27 protein-coding genes are annotated in these 23,096 nt (G+C 57.3%); 20 read left to right on the top strand and 7 right to left on the bottom strand.

Annotation, left to right across the window (positions count from 1 at the left end; genetic code table 11):
* Window positions 1-10: 10 nt before the first annotated feature.
* The 3 genes from EO087_RS13330 to EO087_RS13320 all read left to right on the top strand — a co-directional run bounded on the left by EO087_RS13330 (window position 11) and on the right by EO087_RS13320 (window position 1,645).
* On the top strand, window positions 11-544 hold the full coding sequence (locus tag EO087_RS13330; RefSeq protein WP_128899294.1) for a tail fiber protein: 534 nt from the start codon (window positions 11-13) through the stop codon (window positions 542-544).
* 16 nt (window positions 545-560) lie between these two features.
* Window positions 561-1,097 carry a tail fiber protein gene (locus EO087_RS13325; protein ID WP_128899293.1) on the top strand — a complete coding sequence of 179 codons (537 nt, stop codon included), beginning with the start codon at window positions 561-563 and terminating at the stop codon, window positions 1,095-1,097.
* A gap of 119 nt (window positions 1,098-1,216) precedes the next feature.
* A complete protein-coding gene (locus tag EO087_RS13320) occupies window positions 1,217-1,645 on the top strand; it encodes a GNAT family N-acetyltransferase (protein WP_164931843.1) in 429 nt (142 codons plus the stop codon).
* Here EO087_RS13320 and EO087_RS13315 read toward each other — a convergent pair.
* The 6 genes from EO087_RS13315 to EO087_RS13285 form a co-directional block, all read right to left on the bottom strand.
* Window positions 1,638-1,931, bottom strand: a complete 294-nt coding sequence (locus EO087_RS13315) for a hypothetical protein (protein ID WP_128899291.1) — start codon at window positions 1,929-1,931, stop codon at window positions 1,638-1,640. The two genes, EO087_RS13320 and EO087_RS13315, sit on opposite strands and share 8 nt — an antisense overlap.
* Before the next feature lie 336 nt (window positions 1,932-2,267).
* Entirely contained in the window at window positions 2,268-3,242 is a 975-nt protein-coding gene (locus tag EO087_RS13310; RefSeq protein ID WP_128899290.1) for a c-type cytochrome, read from the bottom strand.
* On the bottom strand, window positions 3,239-3,901 hold the full coding sequence (locus EO087_RS13305) for a cytochrome c (RefSeq protein WP_128899289.1): 663 nt from the start codon (window positions 3,899-3,901) through the stop codon (window positions 3,239-3,241). The genes EO087_RS13310 and EO087_RS13305 overlap by 4 nt, the downstream gene beginning before the upstream one ends.
* Window positions 3,898-4,848: a substrate-binding domain-containing protein gene (locus EO087_RS13300; RefSeq protein WP_164931842.1), complete on the bottom strand. Its 951-nt coding sequence runs from the start codon at window positions 4,846-4,848 to the stop codon at window positions 3,898-3,900. The genes EO087_RS13305 and EO087_RS13300 overlap by 4 nt, the downstream gene beginning before the upstream one ends.
* Window positions 4,849-4,864: 16 nt before the next feature.
* Window positions 4,865-5,404, bottom strand: a complete 540-nt coding sequence (locus EO087_RS13295) for a DsrE family protein (RefSeq protein ID WP_128899288.1) — start codon at window positions 5,402-5,404, stop codon at window positions 4,865-4,867.
* Window positions 5,405-6,615: 1,211 nt separating this feature from the next.
* Complete coding sequence (locus EO087_RS13285; protein ID WP_128899286.1) at window positions 6,616-8,424, bottom strand: pentapeptide repeat-containing protein; 1,809 nt, start codon at window positions 8,422-8,424, stop codon at window positions 6,616-6,618.
* 272 nt (window positions 8,425-8,696) lie between these two features.
* Here EO087_RS13285 and sctR point away from each other — a divergent pair, with 272 nt between their 5' ends.
* Genes sctR through EO087_RS13255 form a run of 6 tightly spaced genes read left to right on the top strand, consistent with a single transcriptional unit; the run spans window position 8,697 to window position 15,042 of the window.
* Complete coding sequence (gene sctR / locus EO087_RS13280; RefSeq protein ID WP_128899285.1) at window positions 8,697-9,344, top strand: type III secretion system export apparatus subunit SctR; 648 nt, start codon at window positions 8,697-8,699, stop codon at window positions 9,342-9,344.
* A gap of 10 nt (window positions 9,345-9,354) precedes the next feature.
* Complete coding sequence (gene sctS / locus EO087_RS13275; RefSeq protein ID WP_128899284.1) at window positions 9,355-9,624, top strand: type III secretion system export apparatus subunit SctS; 270 nt, start codon at window positions 9,355-9,357, stop codon at window positions 9,622-9,624.
* 43 nt (window positions 9,625-9,667) lie between these two features.
* Window positions 9,668-10,405: a type III secretion system export apparatus subunit SctT gene (sctT, locus tag EO087_RS13270; protein ID WP_205744371.1), complete on the top strand. Its 738-nt coding sequence runs from the start codon at window positions 9,668-9,670 to the stop codon at window positions 10,403-10,405.
* On the top strand, window positions 10,402-11,475 hold the full coding sequence (locus EO087_RS13265; protein WP_128899282.1) for an EscU/YscU/HrcU family type III secretion system export apparatus switch protein: 1,074 nt from the start codon (window positions 10,402-10,404) through the stop codon (window positions 11,473-11,475). The genes sctT and EO087_RS13265 overlap by 4 nt, the downstream gene beginning before the upstream one ends.
* Window positions 11,462-12,280: a lytic transglycosylase domain-containing protein gene (locus EO087_RS13260; protein WP_205744370.1), complete on the top strand. Its 819-nt coding sequence runs from the start codon at window positions 11,462-11,464 to the stop codon at window positions 12,278-12,280. The genes EO087_RS13265 and EO087_RS13260 overlap by 14 nt, the downstream gene beginning before the upstream one ends.
* Window positions 12,281-12,288: 8 nt before the next feature.
* Window positions 12,289-15,042, top strand: a complete 2,754-nt coding sequence (locus EO087_RS13255; protein ID WP_128899281.1) for a two component system sensor kinase — start codon at window positions 12,289-12,291, stop codon at window positions 15,040-15,042.
* Window positions 15,043-15,081: 39 nt separating this feature from the next.
* Here the strand turns inward: EO087_RS13255 and EO087_RS13250 are convergent, their stop codons facing one another.
* Window positions 15,082-15,726 (bottom strand): two component system response regulator, encoded by a 645-nt coding sequence (locus tag EO087_RS13250; protein WP_128899280.1) that lies wholly within the window; start codon window positions 15,724-15,726, stop codon window positions 15,082-15,084.
* Between the two features lie 98 nt (window positions 15,727-15,824).
* On the opposite strand from EO087_RS13250, the gene EO087_RS13245 reads away from it, so the two are divergent.
* The 11 genes from EO087_RS13245 to EO087_RS13195 all read left to right on the top strand — a co-directional run bounded on the left by EO087_RS13245 (window position 15,825) and on the right by EO087_RS13195 (window position 23,081).
* On the top strand, window positions 15,825-16,238 hold the full coding sequence (locus EO087_RS13245; RefSeq protein ID WP_128899279.1) for a protein EsaB: 414 nt from the start codon (window positions 15,825-15,827) through the stop codon (window positions 16,236-16,238).
* Window positions 16,238-17,728 carry an EscC/YscC/HrcC family type III secretion system outer membrane ring protein gene (locus EO087_RS13240; RefSeq protein ID WP_128899278.1) on the top strand — a complete coding sequence of 497 codons (1,491 nt, stop codon included), beginning with the start codon at window positions 16,238-16,240 and terminating at the stop codon, window positions 17,726-17,728. Before EO087_RS13245 ends, EO087_RS13240 begins: the two co-directional genes overlap by 1 nt.
* Before the next feature lie 15 nt (window positions 17,729-17,743).
* Window positions 17,744-18,922: a type III secretion system inner membrane ring subunit SctD gene (sctD, locus tag EO087_RS13235; protein WP_128899277.1), complete on the top strand. Its 1,179-nt coding sequence runs from the start codon at window positions 17,744-17,746 to the stop codon at window positions 18,920-18,922.
* A 13-nt stretch (window positions 18,923-18,935) separates the two neighbouring features.
* A complete protein-coding gene (locus EO087_RS13230; RefSeq protein ID WP_128899276.1) occupies window positions 18,936-19,178 on the top strand; it encodes an EscE/YscE/SsaE family type III secretion system needle protein co-chaperone in 243 nt (80 codons plus the stop codon).
* 159 nt (window positions 19,179-19,337) lie between these two features.
* Window positions 19,338-19,553, top strand: coding sequence for a type III secretion system needle filament subunit SctF (sctF, locus tag EO087_RS13225; protein WP_128899275.1), 216 nt, complete (start codon window positions 19,338-19,340; stop codon window positions 19,551-19,553).
* 7 nt (window positions 19,554-19,560) lie between these two features.
* On the top strand, window positions 19,561-19,842 hold the full coding sequence (locus EO087_RS13220) for a DUF1039 domain-containing protein (RefSeq protein ID WP_205744369.1): 282 nt from the start codon (window positions 19,561-19,563) through the stop codon (window positions 19,840-19,842).
* Between the two features lie 16 nt (window positions 19,843-19,858).
* A complete protein-coding gene (sctI, locus tag EO087_RS13215) occupies window positions 19,859-20,116 on the top strand; it encodes a type III secretion system inner rod subunit SctI (protein WP_128899274.1) in 258 nt (85 codons plus the stop codon).
* On the top strand, window positions 20,113-20,820 hold the full coding sequence (gene sctJ / locus EO087_RS13210) for a type III secretion inner membrane ring lipoprotein SctJ (RefSeq protein ID WP_128899273.1): 708 nt from the start codon (window positions 20,113-20,115) through the stop codon (window positions 20,818-20,820). Before sctI ends, sctJ begins: the two co-directional genes overlap by 4 nt.
* Window positions 20,817-21,389 (top strand): type III secretion system domain-containing protein, encoded by a 573-nt coding sequence (locus EO087_RS13205; protein ID WP_128899272.1) that lies wholly within the window; start codon window positions 20,817-20,819, stop codon window positions 21,387-21,389. The genes sctJ and EO087_RS13205 overlap by 4 nt, the downstream gene beginning before the upstream one ends.
* Entirely contained in the window at window positions 21,386-22,048 is a 663-nt protein-coding gene (locus EO087_RS13200) for a protein EsaK (RefSeq protein WP_128899271.1), read from the top strand. Before EO087_RS13205 ends, EO087_RS13200 begins: the two co-directional genes overlap by 4 nt.
* Window positions 22,041-23,081, top strand: coding sequence for a TyeA family type III secretion system gatekeeper subunit (locus tag EO087_RS13195; protein ID WP_128899270.1), 1,041 nt, complete (start codon window positions 22,041-22,043; stop codon window positions 23,079-23,081). The genes EO087_RS13200 and EO087_RS13195 overlap by 8 nt, the downstream gene beginning before the upstream one ends.
* The last annotated feature ends 15 nt before the right edge of the window (window positions 23,082-23,096 follow it).

Below are 23,096 nucleotides of genomic sequence, written 5' to 3'. Positions count from 1 at the left end.
GAGGTGCTTCATGAGTACACCATTCGTCGGCGAAATCCGTCTGTTCGGGTTTCCACGCATTCCCACCGGTTGGCTGGCCTGTGATGGCAGCCTGCAATCCATTTCGGGTTACGAAGTGCTATACACGCTGCTTGGCACCACCTATGGAGGCGATGGACAAAATACCTTTGGCCTCCCCGACTTACGCGGCAGGGTGCCGTTGCATCAAGGCACGGGGAATGGCTTGAGTCCTCGTCCGCTGGGCCAGAGTGTCGGCACCGAAAGTGTCGACCTGACAATCGTCCAGTTGCCACTACACACGCACATCGCCTATGCAACGACTAACCAAGCCAATGCGACAAGCCCTTCTTCAAGCGTGGCACCCGGCACCGTGGCGAGCACCGACACCATGTATTCCAGCAATCTGACCGGCGCTCGGTCTTTCAACCTGGAAAACAGTGCCGTGACCTACACCGGCGGCAGTCAACCGCACGACAACACCATGCCCACTTTGACGGCGTCGTATTGCATCGCCTTCGAAGGCCTTTTTCCCTCGCAAAGCTGATACAGGGGCAATCTCCATGACTCAGCCATTTATTGGTGAAATCCAGCTGCTAGGCTTCAACTTTGCGCCGATTGACTGGGCATTCTGCAACGGCGCTACCTTGAACGTCCTGCAAAACACCGCGCTGTTTTCGTTGATCGGCACCCTCTACGGCGGCAATGGCCAAACCACCTTCCAGCTTCCCAATTTGACCACGCGTGCAGCCTGCAGCCAGGGACAAGGCACGGGCCTCAGCCCGCGTACTGCAGGTGAAACCTTCGGCGAAGCCAGCGTAGCCTTGCTGACCACGGAAATACCTGCACACAACCACGGCTTCCTGATCTATGACCAAACCGATGCGACACAACGCACCGCTGGCCCGCTCGCCAACAGCGCATTACAGATGCCCCAGCACGCCAATCCATTCCCACCGCAAGGCACTAACCCCAACGGGAATTTTGCTTCGACCATGTTGGGCATGACTGGTCAAAACATACCTCATGAAAACTGCCAGCCGTCACTGGCCATCAATTACTGCATCGCCTTGTACGGCAACTTTCCATCATTCGGCTAATGCCACTGGATGAATCACTGCCGGCATTCCCACCAGCTCACGCACCTATCCCTGCGTGCGCCGTACTTGACGCGCGCGGTATTCGCCTGCGTCGTGCCACGCAGCGGGATTTATTTTTCTTGCGAAACCTCTACGGCGAACTGCACATGGAAGAATTGCATCTGACGGGATGGCCCGCGGCGATGTGCAAGCTCTTCCTCGACGACCAATTCGCCTTGCAACATCGGCACTTCGTGGATTACTACGGGGAATCCGATTTTCTGATCGTCGAATCCGGCGACACCGCTATTGGACGCTACTATCTGCTGCGGCAAGAAGCTTATTTTCTGGTCGTCGATGTCGCTTTATTGCCGACGTGGCGTGGGCAAGGCATCGGCAGCAGCTTGTTGCAATGGTCGCAATCGATGGCGTGCGAAAATAAAGCGGCTGGCATCGATCTGCATGTCAACATCCTAAACGTCGCGGCGCATCGACTTTATACACGGCTAGGTTTTGTCACCATCGAACCGGAACCGCCTTATATCCGGATGCGCTGGATGGTCAATTGAAGATCGCTTGATATAAAAATCCGTCGCGGTTGCGTGCAATCGGCACCAGAAAAATACCGAATTCACCGAGTGAATCGTGCCTCATCGGATAAACCTTTTGCGGAAAGACGATCGCGGCACCATGGTGAAACGTCAGCGAAAATGGAGCGCGCACCAAACCGGGAACAACGCGCGCTGGCAGGGACTTTACTTCCACCAGCATAAAATCGGTGCGACTGTCGCCCACGGCGACATGAAAAGTCTCATTCACATGCGGGGCAAAATCTTGCAATGACAGAAAACGCACGTCCACCCCCTGTTGAACCTGGAAGCCTGAGTTTCACATAAAGCCGCAAAGTTGGGCTAGAGACAACGGCACTCGCTTAAACTGCATCTCGCTCGAATATTGCGAAAAATTCAGAGCCGTCGTCCCGGCGAAGGCCCTGTCTCTTGATCACAAATCTGACGCTGCGGCACCCCCTCTCCCCTTTGGGGAGAGGGGACTGATCTGTCCCGTTTTGCTGGTTATTTGCAGCACATAGCAAACAAAAAGATGTGATCAAGAGACAGGGCCTTCGCCGGGGCGACGATGCTTTAAGTTAGTGCCTTTGGAGGTAAGGATCCTCTCCCCTCCGGGTGGCGACTATTCGTGCCCGTCTTCAGTTTCACGCAAGCCGCCGCTGTGTGTACGCGAATCGGCCGTGCCCTGCCCTAACAGGTGTCCATTGACCATCACACCGTACAGCGAATCGGGCGTGTCATGGAAAGCAGCGCGCGTGACAGGAATGGAGTCTTTGTAACGTGGATCCTGCGGACGTTCGTGGGCATTCATGAAATACGCCACATCCCAGGCATCCTGATTGGTCAATGTGTTACCACGTCCGAGCGGCATATTGGCTTGGATGAAGCCCACAGCGTTGGTGATCGATTCCATGCCCGCACCCCAGTTGAAAGATTGCGGTCCCCACAGCGGCGGAAATACCACACGCCCTCCTGCTTGCTGGCCTTGGCCGTTATCGCCATGGCACAGCGCGCAATCACGCTTGAATACCGCTTCGCCTCGCACATAATCAGGGGCAAGCGCGGGCTTGGGCCATTTGGGATAGCCGCGACCTGGCAGCGATGTACCAATGGGCTCACCTTTGGACATCCAATACGCATAGGTTTCCAGCGCCACCAGCACCGGATCGCCAAGTGGCGGAGCCTTGCCGTTCATGCTGTAGTTGAAGCAACCCTGCAATCGCTCGGCAAAGGTGTTCACTTGACCGGTCTTGCTGCGATAGGCCGGATACATCGGATACGCACCCCACATCGGCGCGGAATACGCCAGTCGACCAGCATCGAGATGACAATTGTCGCAGCTCAGTTGATTGCCTACATACGCCCCCGCGTACTTGCCGGGGTTCATAAAAATCTGCCGACCCAAAGTGATCTGCTTGCCAAAATCATCGTTGGGGATCGACGATTCGAGTGGCGGCGCAAAATGGCTTTCGTTCTTCGATGTTGATAATGCCGGGGCCGGCGCCTTGGCAACCGGTGCAGCAGGTTGCGGCGTGGAATGCTCGCAAGCAGTGAGCAACAAGCTGGCCATGATCAGTGTCAGATACTTCGCTTTCATGGCTGCTGCTCCTTGCCCGGCGCGACCGGTTGTGTGGCATACCATGCGCTGATCGCCGCGATGTCGTCGTCGCTCAACTTGCTGGCGACGCTCTGCATGAGTTGTAGCGGATCGTTATGCCGCGCTCCCTGCTTCCAGGCGTGCAGCTCGTTGCTGAGGTAGACCGATGACTGCCCCGATAGTGGTGGAAAGTGATCGCCCACACCCATACCACCAGGGCCGTGACATTGTTCGCACGCTGGTAGCCTATCGGACCAGCGCCCCCGTGCCGCCAACGCTTGGCCGACTTGAGCACTACTTTCCTTGAGTGGCTCGGTCGACGCCGGAACGGGTACCGGCAACTTGCTGTAGTAGACCACGACTGCATCGCGCTCGGCGTCGGTCAAGGCGCCGACCACCGGTAGCATGGTAGCGTTGTCGCGCGAACCGTCGGCGAAGTCTTCGAGCTGCTTGCGCAAATACGCTTCCGGCAACCCTGCCAGGCGTGGAAACCCTGCAGCCGCCTGACCACCGCCATCCATACCATGGCATGCCATGCAAGGTGCCGCGCTGTGCCCATTGCCTTGCTGCGCAATCATGGCGCCATCCGGCGTGCTGGCCAGCACGCCGCCCACACAAAGCGCACATGACACCCACCATGCGAGGCATGCGTGCTTCATGACTGCGGTGGCTGGAAGCCGTATTTGTGGTAGATGGCCTGTGCCTGGGACGAGGTCATGAACGCCAGGAAGTCCTTCGCTGCCTGGGCGTGCGGCGCATCTTTCATGCGTGCCGCAGTGTAGGTGGCCATGACGTTTTGATCCGCCGGGATCGCCACGGTTTCCACCGGCCGATGCAGGATCTGCTGCTGGAAATACGCCTCGGTCGACCATACCGGTGCGGCATCCGACTCACCCTGCAAAACGCGCAATGGCGATTCGCGATGATGGATACGCGTGAGATACGTGCTGCCATTTTTCACCTTGCTGTCCATGATGGTGTGATCCAGCGCATCGCCACCCACCTTGCGATAGCTGGCCTCGATCTGTTTGGCGATGCCTTCCCACCGCGGATTGGGCATGCTGACACGCACGTCGCTGCGACCGAGATCTTTCAACCCTTCGATGTGCCTGGGATTGCCCTTGGCAACGAGAATGGCGAGCGGGTTGCGTGCATAGTCGGCGGTATCGGCAAACCATTCATGCTGTTTCTGCAAATCAGCGATCGAGCCTTTGCCGTTGGTGAAGATGTCCGGCTTCAGCGCAATACGCAGATTACCCATCACCAGCGACCCCGTCTCGATCTGCCTGACCAGGATGCCTGGTGGCAAAGTTTCCACATAAATACGCTGGTATTGCGGATAATGCTGTTTGAACGCTTCAACCAGATCGTGCACCACCATGAACTGGTTGCCGGCGAAAAACACCGTAAGTTGTGGATCGACCATGTCTCCATGCAAATCGGCAATGGCATCGAACGGCGGCACGGCGAACGACACGCCGCCGCTCGGCGGTGGATTCCAGGGTGGAAGGTAGTTGGCCTGAGCCGTGCTGGCCGTACTGCAAGCCATAGCTAGCATGCCCACCAGCATCACACTCCATGAACGGCCATTCGAACGTAGCGACATGTTTCACTTCCCTGTCTTAAAGCGGCATCAGGGCATAACCCTTCTGCTCCAGCTCGGTGATGGTGGTCAGTGCGGACAGACTGAGTGTGACATCCTTAAATGCCCACTCATTCGCATAATGATGCTCCGCCATCGCCTGACCGCACACGGCTACATCGATGCCCGCCTTGCGAAGCTGGCTGATCACCGCGAGATTAGGGTTGGCCGTGCCGAACTGCGCCCTGTAGTGCTCGTCATCCAGCACCAAGCTCGTGGCCGGGCCATACGCCACCGCCACGAACTTCAGATGATCAAGCGGCACACCCGCAACAGTATAAAGATTCACCGTGCGAGCCACGCGTTCGATGCCAGGATTGATCTGGTCCGGCTTGTCGCTCGCCTTGGTCAGTGAAAACACCACCTTGTAAGTAGCGTTGCGATCAGGCTGATAAGCCGCCTGCGGCAGCGGATGGTAGGCGCCGGCGGCGGTAATAATCTGCGGGGCGTTCTGTGCAGTGGCTGCGCCACTAGCAAGCAGGCCAACGATACATGGCAACAACAGATTCGAACGTTTCATGTTCCTCCTTTACCTAGTGTGGTGTCTCACAAGTAACGCACGCTTGTTTCAGCGGGGAGGGTACGCCGCTTACTACGATCAGGCCACTTCATGTTGCCTATATGACAGATAAGATCGCCTTATCCCTGCCGTGTTATCAGAGTGTTACAGGACCAGCGTGTTGCAGGACAATCATCTTGGCTTGAACCGGCTCAATATGAACTGCTGCTTTCACTCCCCCATTCGAAGCTGATGACTTGTTGCAGCGATACGACTATCGTCCCTATCGAAATATTTTTGCCTATCTCAAAAAGGGGGTATTTATGAGTGTGATCGGAAAGTTTTTAACAAGCGGAGTGGCTACCTTGGCCGTTGGATTCGGTTTGTTGACGACCACGACGCCGCTACATGCACAGCAAGGGTCACAAGGTGCGTATTGCGCCAGCAATGGCGGCGACTTCGCCCGCTGCCAAGTACCCTGGCGCGATGCAGTGCTGGTACAACAAGAATCCAGGGTGCGCTGCGTACGAGACCAGACATGGGGATTCGATCACCACAGCATCTGGGTGAATAACGGTTGTCGGGGGCAATTCGCCCCGGCATACGACCGCCCCTCCTACGGAGACAGGGGGTCTGATTGGGGCAGGCCTGGTTGGGACCATCCGTCACGACAGGGACAAGTGCGTTGCGAAAGCCACGGCGGCAATCGCCAATTTTGTCCGGTGGAGCTGCACCGCGATGATTCGGTCCGCATGGTCAACCAACGCTCCAGTGCAGATTGCCGGCAAGGCCGAAGCTGGGGTTGGTCGCACGACGGCATCTGGGTGGATCGCGGCTGCCGCGCAGATTTTGTCATCGACCGCCGTTGGTAACGGAGGATAGCTCTGCCCGCGGCACGAGTCGCTCTATCGTTTCCAAGAACACATCTCACAAGATCAGGCGGCGGCATTTTTCGAATGCCGCCGCCTGATCAACACCCATCGATAGCGCTTGCTGTTTCATAAGCCAGGCACGGGTGGAGGAAGGCTTATTTTGCTACTTGCAGGCACTTTTCAGCGTTGCCATAAGCGATTCAATTCCGGGCAAGATCAGCCTTCAGCGTCGCCCGCTCCCGCTGCAATGGCTGCGACGGAAACTGAACCTCACAACGAATCATGAATCATTGAGCAAAGAATGGAGCGCGTATGGATGGCTCAAACACTGACATGCATACTGTGTCGCTACTTTCGCACTTACGACAGCGCTTTTCCATGCTTGTCTTCGTTACTTATCGATATATTTGCCTCTTGCCCCTTCACGGTGGCGCCCTCGCTATCTACGTCGAGCTTCAGGTATGAGCCCGTCGAAGCAAAAGAAACCGATTTGGCCGTATTCCTCTCACGGCCTGACTCACGGCCCGACTCACGGTCTGACTCACGGCCTAACTCACGGCCTAACTCACGGTCTGACTCGAAGTCTGACTCGAAGTCTGACTCGAAGTCTGATTCTTCACCCGTGACAGCCTTTTGGCGATTAACGAAGGAATGGACTTCGTAACTTGGTTTCTCGACCATGTCAGATTCTTTGGAATTTTCTATATCCGCAAACTGTTCCTCGCGGGTTCTTGATGGCGGAGGAAGCTTCACGTCACCCCAAAATCGAACGCCTTGAAAGTTACATCCCGCAGTACGGGGGGATAATGATAAATCTCCGTCTACGAAAATGGAATCGGAAAAATTTGTGCCACGCATATCGCAACGCTTGTATATGTTATTTTCCTGCTGTGTCTCACACATGTTCGCACTGAATAAAAAGCAATCCTCCATGTGGATCTTGGTGAGAGCAGCCATATTAAAGTCTGCATAATTCATCGAAACATCCTGGAATTCACAATGAGTTAGCTCTGCGCCATTAAAGTCCACATAATCCATCACAACATTATTAAATTCACAATCAATTAGTGTTGCGTTATGAAAGTCTGAATTTGTCAGGCAGACATTGGAAAGCTTAAGGTCCTTTATGAACAATTCGCTAAAATCGGCGTTTTCGAAAGTCACACCAGTCAGGTCAAGACTGTTCACAAAATCAACTATCTTCTGGCACTCTGGACTATCCGGGTCATACGAAGCCAATTTTTGGATAAGTTCGGGAATCGGAAGAAGGTGCTTTTGTTCACAAGATAGGTTGTTGATACCTGCTATACAGGCTTGCTTTTGATCCCCATCATCCGTCAATGCCATGTCCATTAAGTCCTCTAGAGATGTGAGGTCTATTACTGCGTCTTGAGTTGTAAGGCCTATATCCGGCGGCAACTTCACATTGCCATGACATCGAACATATTCAAAGTCACAACCCTCAATTTGGGATGATGCTAAATCTACGTCCGTGAAAATGGATCTGCCAAAATCTGTGCCCTCCATAGGGCAGCACTCGTATGTGTTATTGCTCTGTATTGTATACTGCATGTTCGCATTCAATAAAGAGCTATCTATCATGTGGGTGTTGGTGAGACTGGCACAAAGAAAATTTGCCTTATCCATCACAACATTCTGAAATTGACATTCAGATAGCCGTGTGTCTTGAAAGTTTGCGTTATCCATCACAACATTTTGAAATTGACATTCAGATAGCTTTGCGCCATGAAAGTCTGGATTCGTCAGGCGAATATTGGAAAGCTTAAGTCCCTTTATGAACAATCCGCTAAAATTGGTGTTTTCGAAAGTCACGCCAGTCAGATCGAGATGGTTCACAAAATCAACCATCTTCTGGTGCCTTTCACTCTCCGGGTCATGCTTAGTCATTTCTTGGATAAGTTCAGGAATCGGAAGAAGCTGCTTTTGTTCACAAGACAGGCGGTTGATCTTTGCTATGTAGGTTTCCTTTAGAAACCTATCATCCATCAATGCAAGGGCTTTTAATCCATCTAAACGCGAATTCGAATTAGAATCATCGCTACTAATATCCGAAAATATCTTCCGCGCTTCTTCGCGCGATACGGATTGATTATTCTGACCATCTTGGACCATTCTGCTGTATGAGCCCGTACTACCTGAGATTTCCATCTTGACTCTCTTTGACCCTTTATTAAATTCAAGATCATGCAAAGTGTGCTGAGTAAGTACACTTACGTGAATAAGCAACACTTACATGCGCCATGTAAGTGCACGCACTATGACTCTATAGCGAATGGCCTGGCATCGGGTAAACACCTGAGTGATCTATTGCCTGCCAGCGAAGACACCTTTCTCAACCGCCTGTTAAGGTGTAGACCGGATGGGCTCACCATGGATCGATGCTGACAATAGAGCTACTTCCTCACTCTGAGATATAGGCTATGGCATCGGCCTACCAACCTGCCCAGATCATCCCCCTGCTCGTCATTCTGTCACTGCTTCCGCTACTGATTGTGATTGGAACCTCGTTCCTTAAGATCAGCATCGTGTTTTCACTGCTGCGCAATGCGCTCGGCATCCAGCAGATTCCGCCGAATATCGCGCTTTATGGGCTGGCGCTGATTCTTTCCCTTTTTATCATGGCGCCAGTGGCGATGTCGGTGCAGGACAAGCTTCAAGCTGCACCGACTACGGCTGACGCCAGCATCCTTGCGCGACTCAACGACAATACGCTCGACCCGTACCGGGAGTTCCTGAAAAAGCACACCGCGCCGGCGCAGATCCGCTTTTTCCGCGATGTCGCACAAAAGAACTGGCCTGCCAGCGACCGCGACCGCATCAGCGACGATTCCTTGCTGATGCTGATGCCCGCCTTTGCTGTCAGTCAACTGGTCGAAGCATTCAAGATCGGGTTGCTGCTGTTTCTGCCCTTTATCGCCATCGACCTGATTGTGTCGAACATACTGCTGGCGATGGGCATGATGATGGTGTCGCCGATGACCATCTCGATGCCTTTCAAGCTGCTGGTGTTTGTGCTGATCAGCGGCTGGGACCGTCTGCTGGGGCAGCTATTGCTGTCCTACCACTGAGGAGCGCGACATGGGCGAGGCTCTCATCATCCATCTTGCCAGCGAGCTGTTGTGGCTGGTGCTGCTGTTGTCGCTGCCGATCGTGGTGGTCGCATCGGTCGTTGGTCTGCTGGTCAGCCTAGTACAGGCGTTGACCCAGGTGCAGGATCAGACCGTGCCGTTCCTGCTCAAGCTGGTAGCCGCATGTATCACGCTGGTTGCGACTTATCACTGGATGGGCGGTATGTTGCTTCGCTACACGAACCAAAGCTTCGACCTTATTTCGCAGATGGGCAGCTGAAGTGGAGGAACTTAACCGTTGGTGGCCGCTCTTGGGCATAGCGATGATGCGCCCACTCGGCGCCATGTTGCTGGTACCCGCGTTTTCTTCGTCCACGCTCGGAGGAACGCTGGCACGCAACGCCTTGGCACTCGTCGCCACCATTCCGGTGCTGCCCTTGTTGGCGACGATGGATATCCCCAACCCGATGGTTTCCAGCGGGGCCTACATCATGATCTTGACGCGCGAGCTAGGCATCGGCGTACTGCTCGGCTTTTCGGCAGCCATCCCGTTCTGGGCCGTCGACGCCGCGGGTTTCGCACTGGACACCCTGCGTGGCGCCTCGATGGCAGGCGTGCTCAATCCGCTACTCGGCGGACAATCGTCGCCGCTGGGTGCGCTGTTTTCGCATCTTACGATCGTCATGTTCTTCCTGTTAGGCGGCTTTCATGCGCTGCTGAGCGCGCTGTACCAATCCTATGTGCAGTTACCGCCCGGTGCGGGCTGGCATTGGAGCAAACAATTCGTGCCGTTCCTGTCCAGTGAGTGGCAGACGCTCTACACCCTGGCGCTGGGCTTCGCCATGCCAGCGCTAGTGATGATCGTACTGGTGGACCTTGCGCTAGGTCTGATCAATCGTTCCGTGTCGCAGCTCAACGTGTTTTTACTGTCGATGCCGATCAAGAGCGCGGTCACCGTGCTGATGCTGATCATCGGCATGCAGTTCGGCTTTTCCAACATTACCCATCGGCTGGCGCATTTCGACGGCGGCATCATACGCTTTTTAGAGCCCAGCCGATGAGCGAAAAGACCGAAAAACCCACTGCGAAAAAGCTGCGTGACGCGCGCGAGAAAGGACAGGTCGCCAAGAGCCAAGAGATCAATGCCACCGTGCAGATCGGGGTGATCTTGCTGTGGCTCATCGCCACTGGACCGTCGCTGCAGCAAGGACTGACGGACACCATAACGGCCACCCTCGACGCCGTGAACCTGCCACTGCACACGGCCATGAACCAGATTACTGGCCGAATCGCCCTACTGATGATGCATTTCATCTTCACACTGGCTGGCATTCTGGTGGTGTCCATTACCCTGATAGGCATGTTGCAAACCGGCTTTCTGTTTGCACCGGGTGCATTGAAGGTATCCGCCGACAAAATCAATCCGATCAGCAACCTCAAGAACATGTTTTCCATGCGAAGCCTGTTCGATCTGGTCAAGATGCTTTTCAAGGTCAGCGTGCTTGGCCTTACCTTTGCCTACCTCATCAAGCGCTACGCTGCCTCCTTCGCTCACCTGCCACAAGCGCCGATCGTCACTGGCATGGCGGTGTGCGTGCAATTGGCGCAATGGATGTGGATGATACTGCTTGCCGTGACGGCGGTGTTCTCCATCGCCGACTACGCCGTGCAGCATCGCCAGACGATGAAGCAGTTGATGATGTCGCGCGAGGATATCAAGCAGGAGTACAAGAATTCCGAAGGCAACCCGGAAATCAAGCACCGCCGCCGCGAAATGCATAGGGAGGTGCAGAGCGGAAGCCTTGCCGGCAAAGTGGCCAAATCGTCGGTGGTGGTGCGCAATCCCACGCATATAGCCGTCTGTCTGCACTATGCCGCGGAAGAAACACCTTTGCCGATGGTCTTGGAGTACGGACGCGGTGCTCGCGCGCTGCATATTGTGGCCCTGGCCGAAGCCCATGGCATTCCGGTCGTTGAGCATATCCCGCTTGCCCGCGCTCTTATCCGTTATACCCAGCCTGGCGACTATATACCGGAATCCTTGCTCGAACCGGTCGCGCAAGTGCTGGGCATGATCCAGAAACAACTAGCGCAGCAAGACGAAGGCGAAGACGACGATGCTGAAGCTTAGGACCATCGTTCGCCATGCGATGCTGGCTACATCGGTCGCGCTGGGCATACTCCTCGTACCATTGGCCCATGCTGACGGCCTGGTCTGGTATCGCGTGGCGGACCCGTCCACGGCTGCTCAGCCGACCCCCGCGGCGCCTCAGCCAGCGCTTCAGCCAGCATCCCTGCCGACACCGCCCGCAGCTGCCGCGGCAGCGCTACAATCACCATCGCAGGCGCCTGCTCCAACGGCCCCCTTCAGCGCCGGCTCCCATCGCTATGCACCGCTCATTGCTGATATCGCCAAACAGTACAACATTGACCCCATGCTGATGCACGCCGTCATCCATGTCGAGTCTGCGTACAACGAGCGCGCCCTGTCGAGCAAGGGCGCCGTGGGGTTGATGCAGCTGATGCCTGCCACGGCGCAACGCTTCGGTAAAACGGAGCTCTATCAGCCACGCGAAAATCTCGAAGCCGGCGCTGCGTATCTGCAAGCACTGCAGCAACGCTTCGGGGGGCAGCTCAATCTGGTGCTCGCTGGTTACAATGCGGGTGAAAATGCCGTGCTGCGTAACGGCAATACCGTACCACCGTATCCGGAAACGCAGGCCTATGTGCAGCGAGTGCTCGCTTATTACACCCGGCTGAAAGGTGGCGGCGTTGGTCAGGAATGGTCCGTGCCGAAAACCATGACAGCCACTGCGCGAACAGCGTCGGCCAGCACTTCCCGCTGGAATGACCTAGGCAAACTGGCGCAATTGCTGATGAGCAGTGGAGCCGATTCCGCGCAAACCAACGTCAACGACACATCCAATCTTCAGTAAAGCCCCGTATGACACCGTTACCCTTAAGGCACTCCCTGTCGTTCCGGCTTAGCGTGGTGCTCAGTGCGGCGACCTTTCTGGCCTGGCTGGCGACAACAATCTTTACTTTTTGCATTGTGTACCGCGATACACGCGACGCGCTGGTTCAACGACTCCAGCTCCAAGCGCAGAGCTTGGAGGGAACCCAAAGCCACAATCTGCGAAAAGCCGCCCATGACGTGAATACGCTGCTGCGTCACTGGCAAGCCAGCCAACAGACTCCGATAAAGGAAGGCCGGCACTATCTCACATCCGAATTCATACCTACGCCCGGCGCCGCACCTGTCGCGCCCGAACAACTTGCGCGTGCCGTGGCCGTGGCCGAAGCATACGGCATCAGCGGCATCGGCAACATTGTCAATAGCTTCGTCCTGCTGAACTCGGGCACCGCGTTGCACCACACGTTAGGCAACGACAAGAATCTGCAATTTGAAGTCGCATCCATTCAGCAACTGAATTCGATTCCATCAGTGAATGGATTGAAGTGGGGACGCCCCAGGTTTAGCCACAACGGCCAATGGCAACTGACGGTGGGTGCCGTCGATTCGCACACCGACGCGACCATCGGCATGACAGTGGCGTTGCCCTCGTTCGTTTACCCGCTTGGCGCATCTCAACAGGCGCAGCTATTCTGGCTCGACGGACACGGCCAGCCGCTTACCCCACTTTCGCCATTGGTCAGCCCTGACATGCTGGCTCGCATACCCGACTGCATCACACCCTTCTCGGAACGCATTGGCAACGTGCGTTTCTTTTGCAATGTCGTCAACCCTATAGGCTGGCGATTGGTAGAGGTTTATCCCGCCGAGCGCATCACCAATCAGGCACAGCTGATGCTGAAAAAGCGCGTACCACTGGCCCTGCTTGCTTTCGTGATCTTGGTCGGCTTGTTCTATTTCGTACTCCGATACAGCCTAGGACGCACGCTGAAAACATTCGTGCGTGTCATTGGTCCTCACCAGAAACTGGCGCGTCTGCCAGAACACCGGCCCGACGAATTGGGGCAGATCGCCCTTGCTTACAATCATCTGCTCGATGTCGTGCAAGCCCATTACACTGAACTGGAAGCGAAGGTGGCTGAGCGCACCATCGCACTCGACGCTGCTAAGCGCCAAGCCGAACAAGCCAGTTCCAGCAAGAGCGAACAGATCACCAGCATCAGTCATGAAATACGCACGCCACTGAACGGCCTGGTCGGGGCGCTAGTGTTATTGCGCAAGACGCCTTGTGATGACAACCAGTCCGATCTGATCGACACGGCGGTGAAATGTTCGGGCCACCTGCTGGAGATCATCAACAATCTGCTTGACTTTTCGCGCATCGAATCGGGGCAGATGGTGGTGTCTCAAAACCTGTTCGACCCGCTGGACATCATCGACCAGGCCATGCTCACCGTGCAGGCGCCCGCTCTGAACAAGCATCTTCAGTTGACCACGCTGGTCACGACCGAATTCCCCTCGATGCTGCATACCGATGGCCTGCGGTTGCGCCAAATTCTGATCAACCTGCTCGGCAACGCGGTCAAATTCTCTCCCTCCGGCAAAGTCAAGCTGTACGCGTGGAGCGATGACAAACATCTCTATTTTGATGTCACCGACACCGGCCCTGGCGTTGCACCCGAGGACGAACACAAGGTATTCGCAGCCTTCAGCCAGCTCGACACTTACGTTCCCGGCAGCGGCCTGGGGTTGCCCATTGCCCGCAGCCTGGCACAACTACTGGGTGGCGATCTGCGCTTGCTGCGCAGCGAAATCGGGGCGCATTTTCAATTGGAATTGCCTACCGGCGGTGCGACACAACCTGCCAACCAGGTGCCCGGCACGGCCATAGCTGCGCCTTTGCGCCTGCACAATCAATTGAAAGCGTGGGGCTATGTACCATACGACGGCGAGAATGCCACGCTGGCTTCGCCCGAACTGGCTTACTTGCCGGCGCGATTGCGCATGCGGCTCGATCCTCACCAAACCGCTCAGAGTGCCTCGTCCGATACACTGCCGATGTCCGCCTGGTCATTGCAAGTGCTGATCGTGGACGACATCGACACCAACCGCAACATCATCGGCCGTATGCTGCAACAACAAGGCCATCGCACGTTCGAAGCCGTCGACGGCGAAACTGCCCTGGCACTGGGGCGCACGCACATATTCGACCTGGTGCTGATGGACATACGTATGCCCGGCCTGAGCGGTAGCGAAACCACCGCCCGCTGGCGCTCTGAGGACAATGGCATGCTCGACCCTGACTGTCCGATCATCGCCTTGACCGCCAATTCGCAGCCTGCGGAACGCGAACGCCTGATGACCGAGGGATTCAACGAATATCTCACCAAACCGGTCATGCCAGCGACCCTAGCACAGGCGATCGAATACGCCGCCGACCTGCAATTGATGCGCGGCGTGGAACTGATGCCCAATACCGGTGCGGAACAACCGATGCTTGGCAACGATCAAGCACTGATGACGCGCGTACGTGCATTACTGCTCGATTACCACACGCGTATCGACATCGCCTTGATGCGGGGCGAATGCGAAACCAGCCTGGAATGGTTGCACGCCTTCAAAGGCATTGCCGGGCAAGCGGGCCTGGACTTCCTGTACGAAACCGCTGCACATTGTGAACAACGGTTGCAGGCCGGTGATCTGTCCGCCAGGGAGGAATGGACGTCCGTGCGAGTGCTCATCAAAGCCACCGCACTGTCATCCGAAACGACTGGGATATCGTAACGGGCGGCTTGTCTAGGGCGATACTTATTCAGTGTTGCCCTAGATCAGCCCCAGCCTGCGAGCCCAATGGGTGAGCTCGGTGGCTTTGTGTGCATCCAGTTTGCGCATCAAGTTGAGGCGGTGTGTTTCCACCGTCTTCAGGCTGATCGACAGCAACTCGGCAACATCGCGATTGCTGTGGCCCTCCGCCACCAGCTTGAGCACCTGACGCTCCCGCAACGTCAATGGCACCTCGTTGTTCGCGGGGCTCGATGACGGCTCCAGCGAATTCAGCCGCAGGGCAGGATCGATATATGGCTTGCCAAGTGCCGCGTGCTGCAGTGCGGCCAGCAATACCTGTTGCGGACTCTGTTTGAGCACATAGGCCATGGCGCCGGCCTCCCGCGCCTCCTGACCACGCCACTCTTCTGCTGCGGCCGTGACAACCACAATGCGCAATTGGGTCCACCGTTTTCGCAACTGACGGATCACATCGATGCCATCCATGCCTGGCAACCCCAGGTCGAGCAGCACTATATCCGGCGACAGGTCCTGGCAAGCCTTATAAACGTCTAGCCCGCTGGATACGGCACCGACCACTTCGTAGCGGGGTTGCCGTCTTAGCAGATGGCGCAGACCATCGATCAGCAGGGAATGGTCTTCCACGATCAGTACACGCAACACAGCACCAGTAGCAAGGCTCATGTCGGAAAATCCTACGTAATCGTGACCATCACGTAATCATTATAAGCTCAGGTGTAGGCCGGATTGGGGTACCCGCCGATGATAGGCACTATGGCGGCATGAACCGTCTCGTTGATCGTCGACTCGACCCCTCCGGCGCCTTCAATTGGCTGGCACAACGTATCGAGCAGCCCGTCTGCTCGAACAGCGGCCGCGTGCTGAGCGGCCAGCTTGGCCAACGACTCATCCGTGCCCGCTATTTTGTGACTGGACTGACCGTGGCGTTGACGCTGGACCGCCCCTTGGCACAGGCCGCCGAAGCCTGTCTGCTGCTCGCCACCACACCCGAAGCCTGTGACGACTCGGTGTATAGCGCAGACAACCGGCTGTGGCTCCTGCGCCGCTATCCCGAGCGGCTGCTTGCCTCCGAACTGGACCTGCTAATCAAACAGCAGCAAACGCTGGCGGCCTTACTCGCCGTCCCTCCCGTGAATGCCTCCCCCTCCCCCCCCTTATCTGTGAAATACGCGTAATGCGCCTACCTGCTTTATTGATAGCCTCGATCTTTCTGTTCGCGTGCCAGTCCGTATGGGGCAAACCGATCCCGTGGCGGGGCGAACCCTTCTTTGTGTCCAGCCGTGGCAATCCCCTCGCCGCCGTGCTGAAAGACCTGGGCGCCAATTACGGCCTGCCCGTGGTGGTCAGCCCCCAGATCACCGAACACTACGCGGGAACGTTACAAGATACCCCCCCCGGCTACGCACTGCGTGAGCTGAGCCGGCTCTACCAGTTGCTACCTTATTACGACGGCAACACGCTGTACGTGTACAAGGCGCAGGAAGTCAGCCAGACACTGATTACACCCAGCTACATCGACACACCCCAGTTGGAACGACTCATCCTGCAGAGCAAACTGCTCGACGACAAGGCCTGTCACCTGCTGCCGGTCGGCAGCGCCAATGCGATCCAGGTGACCGGCGTGCCCATTTGCCTGACCCGCGTCGGCGAACTGGCCAAGCAGCTCGATGTGCAGAACCTCAATCAGGAACAAAACAAGGAAACGATCGCGCTCTACCCACTCAAATACGCCAGCGCCGCCGATACCAACTATGCCTACCGCAACCAAAATGTGGTGGTGCCCGGTGTCGTGTCGGTGCTGCGCGACATGGCACAGGGGCACGCCTTACCGTTACCCGACGACAAAACAGCGGATCCCAAGGACACCAGCGGCTTGCCGTCCTTTTCGGCGGACACCTTGCAAAACGCGGTACTGATCCGCGACCGCAAGAAGAACATGCCCCTGTATAGCGAGCTGATCAGCAAGCTCGACAAGCGTCCGGCCCTCATCGAAATCTCGGTCGCCATCATCGATGTGGATGCAGCAGATATCCAAGCACTGGGCGTCAACTGGTCAGGGTCCACTCGCATCGGCGGCGGTCAGGTCAGCTTCAATAGCGGCGGCGGCCTGGACTCGGACAGCTTCTCGTCCGTGGTATCCAACAGCAGTGGCTTCATGGCGCGCATCAACGCGCTCGCCGAACAATCCAAGGCTACCATCGTCTCTCGCCCGTCGGTCGTCACGCTGGACAACGTGCAAGCCATTCTCGACCGTAACATCACTTTCTACACCAAGCTCTCTAGCAAGGAAAATACACAGCTCGCCTCGGTAGCAGCCGGCTCGCTGATGCGCGTGACGCCCCGCCTGATCCACGACGAAGGCACACAAGACAAGGTACTGCTCACGCTCAACATCCAGGATGGCCGACAGGCACCAGCCATCGGCGGGAGTGAACAACTGCCGCAGATACAGAACGCCGAAATCGCCACCCAGGCCACACTGAATGTCGGCCAGGCTCTGTTGCTGGGCGGCTTTGTGCAAAACGAGCACGTCCAGGGCAAAAGCAAAATTCCGCTGCTGGGCGATCTGCCATTGATCGGCGGGCTATTCCGCAGCAAATCGCAAAGCACACGCAGTGTCGTGCGCATATTTCTTATCGACGCCAGACCACGTCTGCTCGATTGACGCGAGCACAGCGCCATGCAAGCCCATTACAAACTCAAACTACTCAACGGTCCGCTCGTCGGGCGCACTTTGCAACTGCCAGCCGGCCCCTTCTCGATCGGCAGCGGCGACTGCGATTTGTCGCTACCACTGGAAGCCGACCTGACCGCAACGCTCGATGTCAGTGAAGAGCAGGTGTTGCTGACGGATACGACACCGTGCTGGGTGCGCGGTCGTCCACATACCGGGCCGCTACCGCTCGCCGTCGCCATCGATCTTGCCGGCATCCACATCGTGATCGACCGTCCCGATGCCGAAATCGGCAATCTGGCTGTCATTCCGCGAGCCCGTCCGGCGCGCGCCTACGCTCCCGTCGCACTGATTGTTGTTGCCCTGATGGCTATGTTGGGCTGGGCGTCTTATCCCAAGCCGCCACCGCCCGCACCCACGCCGCACGACTGGTTACCCCAGGTGCTGCATGACTACCCGGGACTGCACACACAGTGGCTGGACAAGAACCGGCTGCAATTAAGCGGACGCTGCCGCAGCAGCGAGCAACTGTCTACCCTGATCGCGCGTTTGCGGCAGTCGAATGTATGGCTGGAACAGCAATTAACCTGTGATGACGATCTCCAGCGTGAGGTACTAGCGATATTGCAGGGTTCAGGCTACACCGACATCACCGTGCAGATCGGCGCCGATGGACACGCCGTCATCGATGGCCCCATCCGCAAGAACGCCGACCTTACTGGCATCGCCGAAGCACTCGACCGGCTGCCAAACCTGCAAGGCTGGAAATTTACCGATCACCGGGCAGACGAATTCGCGTCGCTGGTTCAGTCGCTCAAGCAAAGCCAGTTACTGTCGGGCCTGAGCATTCAGTCCACACGCAACGGCTGGCTGCTATCCGGTCAGCTCAATCCTGCAGCCCAAACCGCCGTGCAACAACTGATCGGTACACTTAATACTGACAAGCAGCGTGAAAACTATCGCTTCCTCAACGCCCCCAGTGCCGCCGATGCCTCGCAATACCTGCCCGCTGCCATCTCCAATGTGGGGGGCAATGCCGCCGCCCCCTACCTGGAACTCGGCAACGGCGTGCGTCTGCAAATCGGTAGCGTGGTGCGACGAGGCATGACCATCGTGAACATCGTGCCATCGGGTATTTCGCTCGCCGACAGTCACCGATTGATCTTTCTACCACTGCAAGCCTGACTTGTGAGATGCCATGTCCACCCTCACCGAACTCGAAGACCGTCTGTTGATCGACCCCCTCGGTCAAACCCGTCGCACCCTGCTCGATGCACTCGCCGAAGCCGCAAGCGATTTCAACCAGCAACAGCGCGACACCCCATCAGCCGACGTCTTCGCCCGGCTTGAACGCCAACGCCAATCCTGCCTGGCCGCCATGGAAGTGATCGACCGTGCATGGTTGCTGCATGACGATGCCCGTAGCGCGCATCTCAGGTGATGACCCGATGGGGCACAGGCCATCGGCAGGGAATGATAGACCTCATAACTATCCATATGACGAGCGACAGCATTCGTCTAAACATCCACCCATCCGTGCGCAAACCCGGACCATCCTCGTGCCGCCACGCGCTTACCATTCCATTCAGAGGTCCAAGCCATGAATATTGACCAACTCGTCAACAACATGAACAGCAATGTCAGCCAAATGGCCAGCAACGCCCAGTCTGCCATGCAAGGCAATGTCAACGAAGACGCCCAAGCCATGCTCAGGGCCCAGTATGCCCTGCAGCAATACACGCTCGCGGTAAGCTGGGATAGCGCCGTGATGAAAACCATGAAAGACATGGTGATGAGCATCATCCAGAAGATCTGAAACCGCCGTGGACAAGCCCAACCTCTTGAACGCGCCGGATGTCCGTCGTCTGGTGATCGAAGCAGGCTTCGTTGCTACCAATCTCGGCATGCGCGAGCAGATGAAAACGATCCTCGCCGCACTGCCCGACTGGATCGACGACGCCAGCCAGCTCGCGCGCTGCGAAGCCATACTGCTGTTCGGTCTGCGACGCAGGAAAGCGGCCAAAGCCAAGCTAGACCTCCTACCTGCCGACGACTGCACTGCTTTGCGTGCGCTGCTGGCGCCCACACCCACCCATACGCACTAAACGTAGAGATACCCACATGAATATCGCCGACCTCCAACACCTGCTTGGACCCCTCGCCAAGGGCGTGGAACCCGTCCCCGCCGCCGCTCCCACCGAAGCCCTGCAGTCCCAGTTTGCCGAGTTGCTGAGCACCCATACCAATGCCACCACCGCGTCGGACAATGCGCTCGCCGTACAGGGTGCGCTGAGCCAGCTCACGGTCGGCACCGATCTGGCCGCCAAGGTATTCGGCTCGCTCGCCCAATCGATCAACAAACTGACTAACATGCAATGAAGACGCGCTGGAAAATTCTGCTCGCCGTGCTGACACTGCTACTCGCGGGCTGCAACACCGACCTGTACACCAATCTGGATGAAGCAGATGCCAACCAAATGATGGCCCTGCTTATGTACTACCACATTCCCGCCGAAAAAGTGGCCGCCAAAAACGGCATCACCCTGCGCGTGGATCAAGCGCGCTTCGTGGATGCCGTCGAAGTACTAAGGCAGAACGGCTTTCCACGGCACAAGACGGTAAGCATGGAAGACCTATTTCCCAGCGGCCAACTGGTTTCCTCACCCGAACAAGAAGCAGCCAAGCTTATGTACCTGAAGAGCCAACAACTGGAAAAAATGCTCGCCAGCATGGATGGTGTCATCAACGCCGAAGTATCGGTGGCTTCGCCGCGCTTATTACCCGACAGCGACCAGAAGATCATCACGTCAGCCGCCGTTTTCATCAAGTACAGCCCGGAAGTGAACCTGGCGGCGCGTGAAGCGGAAATCCGCAATCTCGTGCTCAACGGCATTCCAGACATCACCTCCGATCACATCAGCATCAGCCTGCAGCGTGCCGAATATCGCTATATGCCAGACACTGCACCCACGCCCAAGCGTAACTACTTGCCGCTCATGTCGGTTGTCATCGGCGGGGTGCTGCTGATCATCGGCTTCGCCACCTGGTTACTGCTCGGTCGCAGGAAAGCAGCAACGGCATGATCACCCCGGCGCAGCAGAGGCTTCATGCGCTATGGCACCGGCCGGGTGCCGTGATGGCGGACGGCTGGTGGCAGCACATGTCCATGGACGCCTGGCAACAGCCTTACGCCGAGCACGCGGGGGTTCGCCCTTCGCTGGACGCACTCATCGCCGAACAACTCGGCCACCAGGGCGCCATTCCTCCGCTCACCCCGCAAGCACAGATGCTGCTGGATGACGAGCAACACAGCGAAACCTTGTGCATCGCACTGGGCCTGTGGGCGCTGAACTGTCCGGACTACCTGTTGCTGCGCCCTTACCGCCTGGCGCTGGCCGAGGCACTGGGCGAATCCACCTTGGCGCAACTGTGTACCTTGTTTCCCGCCAACGCCGATGCGCCAGCCTGCGTCGAACCCGCGCAACTGATCGACACCGCCCGCACCGCTGGCGGGACCTGGCTGGCCGCGGCAGACGATCCTGCTGTTGCCGCTACGCGCTTGCTCTGGTCGCCCACTGAAGCACCTACTCAAGCCGAAGCGCCCAAAGCTTCGCCCATGCCTATCCTGGACAAGCTGCGAAAATGGCTATGACATCCAATCCATTGCGGCTCGATCTCTTCATGCTGCCCGGGGAACTTCCCGCTGGCGTGCGCATCAGCGCCGCCACCCTGGCAGAACGGAAAGCCTGCGCAGACCTGATCGCGAAGGCACACGACGAAGCACAGCGCATCCATGCAGACGCCGCCGCCTTGCTGGAGCAAGCGCGACAGGATGCCGACGCCATTCGGCAGGATGCCCATCGACAAGCTGCTCAGGAGATCGAAGCACTGCGCCGCGAAGCCCAGCAAGCCGGGGCAGCCGAAGCCGTGCAGTGGCTCTGCGCCGAGCAAAACCTTGAACAGGCGATCGCCCGCGAGGTTTCACTACGCTGGCGTCACCTCACCGCACAAGTGCTCAAGGAGACTATCGGCAAGCACGACCAGACCGAACTGCTGATGCGCCGTATCGAGCGCAAGGTCGGCGAGTTGTTGCCGCACGGACAGATCGCACTGCATGTAACGCCCTCGGCGCTGGCCGCAGCCCGGCACAGTTTCGCGGAAACAACCTCCATAACCGTCATTGCCGACGAGCAACTGACCGAAGGACAGGCTCGCCTGGAGAGCCATCTGCTGCACGTGCATGTTGACTTGTCCGTGCTGCAACATGAACTGCTGGCGCAACTGGCGAGCGAGCGGCAAACCTATGTTTAAACTCGATCAGGTCAACCTGAGAGGTCTTGCCGAGCTCAACGACCTCGGCACGCAAACAGCAGGCAACACGCACCTGCCAGCGGAATCGACCACCGCCATAGCCCGTTCCTCGCTGCTGGAGTTCCAGAGCAACGCCCTAGCCGAAACACAAGAAGATCTCGGCTTTGCCTTGGGCGGCCGGCTGCGCGATACGCGGCGCGGCGGCCCCGGCACCCAACAGAATGTGCGCGGCCGCGTACTCGCGCACAAACTCGTCGCCGAAATAGAAAGCGTCGGGGCCATCACCCTGGATGCCCTGCTGGATTCACCTGACGATTGGCAACAGTCGCCACACCTGCTGACCGCGCTGCAACAACAAGCGCCGGATCCCGGGCAGGCTGCGCTGCTACTGGCCGCCACGCTCGCACGCGGCAAACCCAACGGGCTTCTGCGTCGGCGTATGCAAGACGCGTTGGCCGAGCTGGCCGCCGATGACGACATGTCCCTTTCGTTGTTCGGCACGCTCGAATTCGGCGTATGCACTCCAGGGCTGATGCATGAGCTGCGACGGCTCTACCACCGCGCCAGTGCCCAGCATCAAAAAATGTCGCAATGGCTAGCCACCCTGGGCGAGCGCGACGAACGACAGCGCAAACTGCGCACCATGCTACGCGTGCTCTCGTACGAACTGTCCGCCAGCGGCCAGCCGATTGTCGGCAGCCACCTCGCCGCCGTGATCGACGACCTGCAGCAACTGTTGCGCATCATCGGCCTGGAAGCGCACTGCGACCAGGCCGCCGATGCCCTGGCACTACCCGCCTTCAACGGCGAAACCATGCTCCGGCATATCGTGGAATTGATCGAACAGATCTGGCTGACGCCCGAAGCCATTGCCGACATTGTGCCTGATGCGGACGACGACCAACGCTATAAGGTGGTGCAAGCACTGCTGCGGCTTATTCAGTTGCTGCCCGATGAATGCTTCAACGATACGGGGCATCGCACACAGATCATCGAAACGTTGACGGAATATCGAAATACACTGGCGGAGTAAGGATGCTCTGAACAG

This window comes from Dyella sp. M7H15-1, from assembly GCF_004114615.1.
Classification (GTDB): Bacteria; Pseudomonadota; Gammaproteobacteria; order Xanthomonadales; family Rhodanobacteraceae; genus Dyella_B.
The sequence above is the reverse complement of the archived record's forward strand: the minus strand, read 5'-3'. Positions and strand labels throughout refer to the sequence as shown.